The organism is Bacillus sp. 05T31, assembly GCF_056396725.1.
The window spans coordinates 1-5,197 of record NZ_JBFTMA010000269.1 but is presented as its reverse complement, the minus strand read 5'-3'; the positions used below and the strand labels follow the sequence as shown (position 1 = coordinate 5,197).

Sequence of the window (5,197 nt, the reverse complement as noted above, 5' to 3'; positions counted from 1 at the left end):
CTGTAACTCCGCAATGTTCATATCCTGAATGCGGGAACCATTCTGAGAATACTGCATTCCACGTTTGATGAATAGACGATACCATTTCTTCATGAGGAACTTTTGGTGTTGTAAATACTGCATACGTTGCGGATGGGAATGTACGCTTCGCAACTTCATTTGGTACATTTTCAAAATCTGTAACTTCCATTCCGATAATGTAAGTGAAGTCCCCTGTTTCCAAATTAAAATCAGTACATAATCCAAGCTCTACCCATTGGCTCGTATCTTTACGATTYGGAATCGTCGTTCCAAGATCTTTTTGTAAATATTCTTGCCAAAACRCAGGGATATCTTGATGRTTTTTYCCTTCTTTACTYGTCGTCTTCAGCTCATAACCCGCCATTAAAAATTCTGGTTTATTTACAATACGATATTCCATTTGTATGCCCCCTAAATATGGATTTAATTTTCTTTGTTTTACATTCACTCTATAATACATCGGTGTTTCTATTTCTTGTTTTCGATATTCACTTGGTGTCATTTGAAATAATTTTTTAAAGGCTCTCGTGAACGTTTCGTGAGATTGAAAGCCATGCTCAAATGCGATATCAATAACTTTTTCATCCGTATGAGAAAGTTGATAAGCTGCCCGGGCTAACCTCCTCTTTCGAACATACTCCATTACTGTATCACCTACTAACGCCTGAAATACACGATGAAAATGCGATTCAGAAAAACCTGCAATACGCGCTAAATTACGCAGCGTCTGTTTTTCCATTACATCTTCTTCAATATAATCAATTGACCTTTGAACTTGTGTTTCATAGCTTTCCATCTCTGTTCACCCGCCTTATATGTATTATGATAAAAGATAATTCTATCCAATTCTTGACGTTTTTTACTATAATTCTAAAAACAAATGTAACTTTTTTATATGTATTTCGTTGTTATGTATGAAGGGAGGGAAATGTAGTGAAACGCAAACAATCATTAGAAGACATTTATTCAGAGCATATGCATGATTTATTTCGCTATCTTCTCTCCCTAACCGGAGATTCTCACTGTGCTGAAGATCTCATGCAAGAAACATTTTACCGAATGCTCGTCCATATTGACTATTATAAAGGAGAAGAAATTAGGCCGTGGTTATTTACAATCGCCTACAACGCCTTTATCGATTGGTACCGAAAAGAAAAGAAGTATAAAACAACGCAAATTGAAGAATTCCATTTACCAAACGTGCCAAGTACAGAACACTCTTATTTCGTAAAATATGAGATTACTAGTTGGTTACAAAGTATATCCTCTCTTCCGCTCGAAAGACGAAATGTGTTACTACTACGAGATTACTACGGATTCTCTTATAAGGAAATAGCAGAAATGACTGGTCTCTCGTTAGCAAAAGTAAAAATTGAATTACACCGAGGACGAAAAGAAACGAAAAGCATAAAGGAGTGATACAGATGGGTTGTGCAGAGTTTAAAAAACTGTGGACGAAATACGAAAAAGGAACACTCACACATGACGAACAAGAACAGTTAGAAAGTCATATAGAAACTTGTGCAGAATGTGAAGCTCATTTAGATGAATTGCTTGCGAAGAGTGAACCCGTAAAGAAAAAATTACCGCCAAAAGATCTTAAAGTTCCTTTTTGGAGAATTAAGTGGAAACATCGGTTGCAAACGTTTGGTTTTATATTATCCATTTGCATCGTTATATATATAATCGGCGGGGTATTATCAGCCTTTTATTTTCAAGCTAATAATGATAAAAGGCTAGAAGAAATTAGAGAAGTTCCTTCGCTTGCACTTGAGGCAACTATCCCAAATAGCCGTGTTATGGGGGGCGGAACAAGTGTAGAAGCTTTTTTCCGTACGAACAGCAGCTTCGATTTAGTAAGAACCGTCGGTAAAAAAGAAATGCCACTCGGTACAGTAGAAACAAAAAGCTTCTTATCATCTGTAGATGTCACGAAACAAACTTGGATGAATCCGTTCTATCAACCAAAACTCTTCTTTGTTCATCCCAAAACAAAGCAGGGTGATTATTTAAAGGATTCCTCAAAAAAAGTATGGGATACACTTGCAAAAGTACATGATGGAACCGTTGCAGAAGTAGCAATTTCTTTTGATAAAACTTACACTTTAAAAGAATTAGAACCGCTTTTATATAGCATATTCGAAGCACAAGAACTGCCTCCAACTCCTGTATGGTACGCTTTAGATACAGGACAAGAAAGAATAAATGAAGAAGATTTCATACTATCTGGAAGCGACTTTATAGGCTTTCCAGAACATATAAGATTCCTTGATGATGAAACAGAAAAACAGAAACCGCAAGAAGACAAAGTAATTGAAATGATGCGTATTCTTTCTACACATAAAAAAACKGTAAGYAMARTWGCTRTGCTTCCTGARARMGAACTAAACTTAGATAAACGYTATMARTATGTAAAAGATAACGGCGTMAAAGTATACGGMATTGTCATTACTGGGCCGTCGAAAGAGTTATTAAAATTACAAAATTCCCCTCACATACGTTATGCTACTCTTGGAGATATTGAGGTTTGGAATTGGTTTGATCATTAATGAGAAAAAGGTAGAGCATCCCTATTGGATGCTCTACCTTTTTTACTCAGAAATCACTTTCACATACATCCCTCTTACTGCTTTTTCATAAGCGATATCGCTCATCTGTCTTATGTTTTCTGACACAATAGACGATTGAACAACTTCCCCTTCATGAAGTAACGGAGGATCAATAAGACGTACTTTATTTTTCTGATATAGATCATAATCATTTCTATCTTCTTCTACTTTTACATTCGGATGAACTTTGCTTAATAAAGCACGTACTTCTGTATCTTTACATAGCTGCAATTTCTCTATAAGCTTATCATCTTCGAGAAGAAAATCATCTACATGAATAACCTTTTTATGAAGAGCTAATTTTAACGTTTTAGCTAACATATCGTTTCCATAAATATTCATTGGTTTCATAAAGAAATCGATTACTTCTTTGTAATACGTCTTCGTAAACCATTCTGCAATTTCAATATTTTGAAGAACCATTTTCCCATTAACTTCGATTAAATCATTTAAAAAGTCTTGAGCTTCTTCTAAAGAAATATATCCATATGTATACATATCTCTCAATGTGTAATCCACTCGGTCTGCACATAATTCTGGCGCAGATTTTTCAAGTAATGTCCACTTCGAATCATCTAACAAAATATCTTCATAGTTATAACCATGTTTTGAAAGAATCGCCGGGATTTCCGAGTTTTTCACGACAGAACTAAATATTTCTTCATGATAACTTTCATTTTTGTTATCAAAAACGTAATCGATCACATGGGAAAAAGCAGTATGCGATACATCATGTAGTAAACCAGCAATCTGTTCTTCTACTGAACCACCAAGTTTTTTAATTAACAACATAGCACCAACTGAATGATCAAAGCGCGTTACATTCCATTTCTCATTCATTAAGTAACTTGCTCCGGCCTGATGAACCCCTTTCAGCCTTTGCACATGTTTACTTAAAATTAATTCTTCTAACACTTTATCTACTTTAGACTCACCGTATATGACATCTAATATGATCACTTAAAATCCCCCTTTTCAAGCAGAGTCTTCTTATAGTATCTCTTTTTTCAGAGAGTAAATAAAGAACTTCACTCGAATATTTTGTACCTTTAAATTAAAAAATAGAGAGCACTCAGCTCTCTATTTCACAATCCTATTCAAATGTAACTTCAACCTGCACAATCTCAGATCTACTTCMCAGTCTAAGCGGTGGTCCCCAGAATCCAAATCCAGAAGAAACAATTGCGTGGAATGCACCTTTTTGTGCGTATCCCCAGTCTAGTTCGTACATTCTTCTCGTCACAATATGGTTCGGCGCCATTTGTCCGCGATGCGTGTGACCGGATAATAATAAATCAACGCCGGCGTCCGCTGCTTGTTTTAATTCAAATGGTTGGTGATCCATTGCGATAACAGGAAGCGATTTATCTACCGTACTCATTAGATTTTCAAAGCTTTGACGATCTCGCTCTGTTTTATCCCTTCTTCCAACGAGATAAAAATCATCTTCAATTGTAATGACTTCATCTAAAAGAATACGAATATCAATCTTATCCATCTCTTGTAAAAACTCAGGAACAGCTCGGCCGTAATATTCATGGTTTCCTAACACACCATATACGCCTAATGGAGCTTTCATCTGTTTCATGATTGGTCCCATATTTTTCTGAATGAACACACCTGGATGATCATCGATAATATCACCCGGCAGTAAAATAATATCGGGTTTCATTTCATTTACATGACGAACGAGTCTCTTTAAATGAGCAACTCCAGACAGTTTACCGAAATGCATATCAGAGGCCATCGCAATGCGTAAACTTTTACGCCCTTCTACTTTTTTCGGTATGTGCACTTCGTACTTTCTTACTACTGGACTATATGCGTTGAATACTCCATACGCAAAGATAAAGATGAACGCAAGTAAAACGGCCGATCCTGTCCAAACAATTGCCGTCTCTTTCTCCATTGAAAACTGTAGAAGGAAAACTGTAATATCGGCTAACGGCAATAACATAAGCGCGTATTGTATAACCGCAAACCAAATTGAACCGACCGTTCGCAGGAAAGGAAGGAATTTAAACACTTGTACGAGAATATACGCATATGAAATGAAGCCAACTACGAAAGCGTAATATCCCCAAGATTCCCAGCCGAACACCGTACTGAGCCAAACCCATCCGTTCCAGCCGATGTAAAACATAAGTAGTGTGTATACAAGTAACATAGTAAATATATTGAAATAACGAAGATTCTTCACAACCAGCCTCCTTATTGATTTCTTCTATTATAACTTGTTATGCACGTTTAACGTAAATATTAAGCACATCAATCTTCACAATAAAAACATTGATAAACACATCGTTTTAAAGTTTTTAGGAACGGCTGTAATGGGCATTTTAGAATCTTACGTGTTGGATGAAATTGACATTGATGTTGCGTTTATTGCGACGCAGGTTGGGGAATTGATGAGGCGGAATATATAAAAATCAGACATTCACGTAAACAAAGAAAAGCCGCACCTATAAATACTCATATAGGTGTGGCTTTTCACTATTAAATCACAAAATCCTCCGGAATAAACACCTTCACTTCTCTCGGATGTACGTATACAAACTCACCTCACC

Annotated in this window: 6 protein-coding genes; 3 read left to right on the top strand and 3 right to left on the bottom strand. The window is 36.2% G+C overall.

Annotated features, from left to right (window positions below; all coding sequences use genetic code 11):
• Nucleotides 1-817: AraC family transcriptional regulator (locus AC1DJR_RS16575; protein WP_477003051.1), on the bottom strand; the 817-nt coding region annotated here is incomplete at its 3' end.
• Nucleotides 818-954: 137 nt separating this feature from the next.
• Between AC1DJR_RS16575 and AC1DJR_RS16570 the strand changes: the two genes are divergently transcribed.
• Nucleotides 955-1,440, top strand: coding sequence for an RNA polymerase sigma factor (locus tag AC1DJR_RS16570; RefSeq protein ID WP_429687835.1), 486 nt, complete (start codon nucleotides 955-957; stop codon nucleotides 1,438-1,440).
• 5 nt (nucleotides 1,441-1,445) lie between these two features.
• Nucleotides 1,446-2,570 carry an anti sigma factor C-terminal domain-containing protein gene (locus AC1DJR_RS16565; protein WP_477003050.1) on the top strand — a complete coding sequence of 375 codons (1,125 nt, stop codon included), beginning with the start codon at nucleotides 1,446-1,448 and terminating at the stop codon, nucleotides 2,568-2,570.
• A 42-nt stretch (nucleotides 2,571-2,612) separates the two neighbouring features.
• On the opposite strand, the gene AC1DJR_RS16560 is transcribed toward AC1DJR_RS16565, so the two are convergent.
• Together AC1DJR_RS16560 and AC1DJR_RS16555 are read right to left on the bottom strand one after the other, a co-directional pair.
• Nucleotides 2,613-3,590, bottom strand: coding sequence for an HD domain-containing protein (locus tag AC1DJR_RS16560; protein WP_477003049.1), 978 nt, complete (start codon nucleotides 3,588-3,590; stop codon nucleotides 2,613-2,615).
• A 133-nt stretch (nucleotides 3,591-3,723) separates the two neighbouring features.
• The gene (locus AC1DJR_RS16555) at nucleotides 3,724-4,830 is read right to left on the bottom strand and encodes a metallophosphoesterase (RefSeq protein ID WP_477003048.1); all 1,107 of its coding nucleotides are present in this window, start codon (nucleotides 4,828-4,830) and stop codon (nucleotides 3,724-3,726) included.
• A gap of 34 nt (nucleotides 4,831-4,864) precedes the next feature.
• On the opposite strand from AC1DJR_RS16555, the gene AC1DJR_RS16550 reads away from it, so the two are divergent.
• Nucleotides 4,865-5,056, top strand: coding sequence for a hypothetical protein (locus AC1DJR_RS16550; protein WP_044741124.1), 192 nt, complete (start codon nucleotides 4,865-4,867; stop codon nucleotides 5,054-5,056).
• Nucleotides 5,057-5,197: the final 141 nt, after the last annotated feature.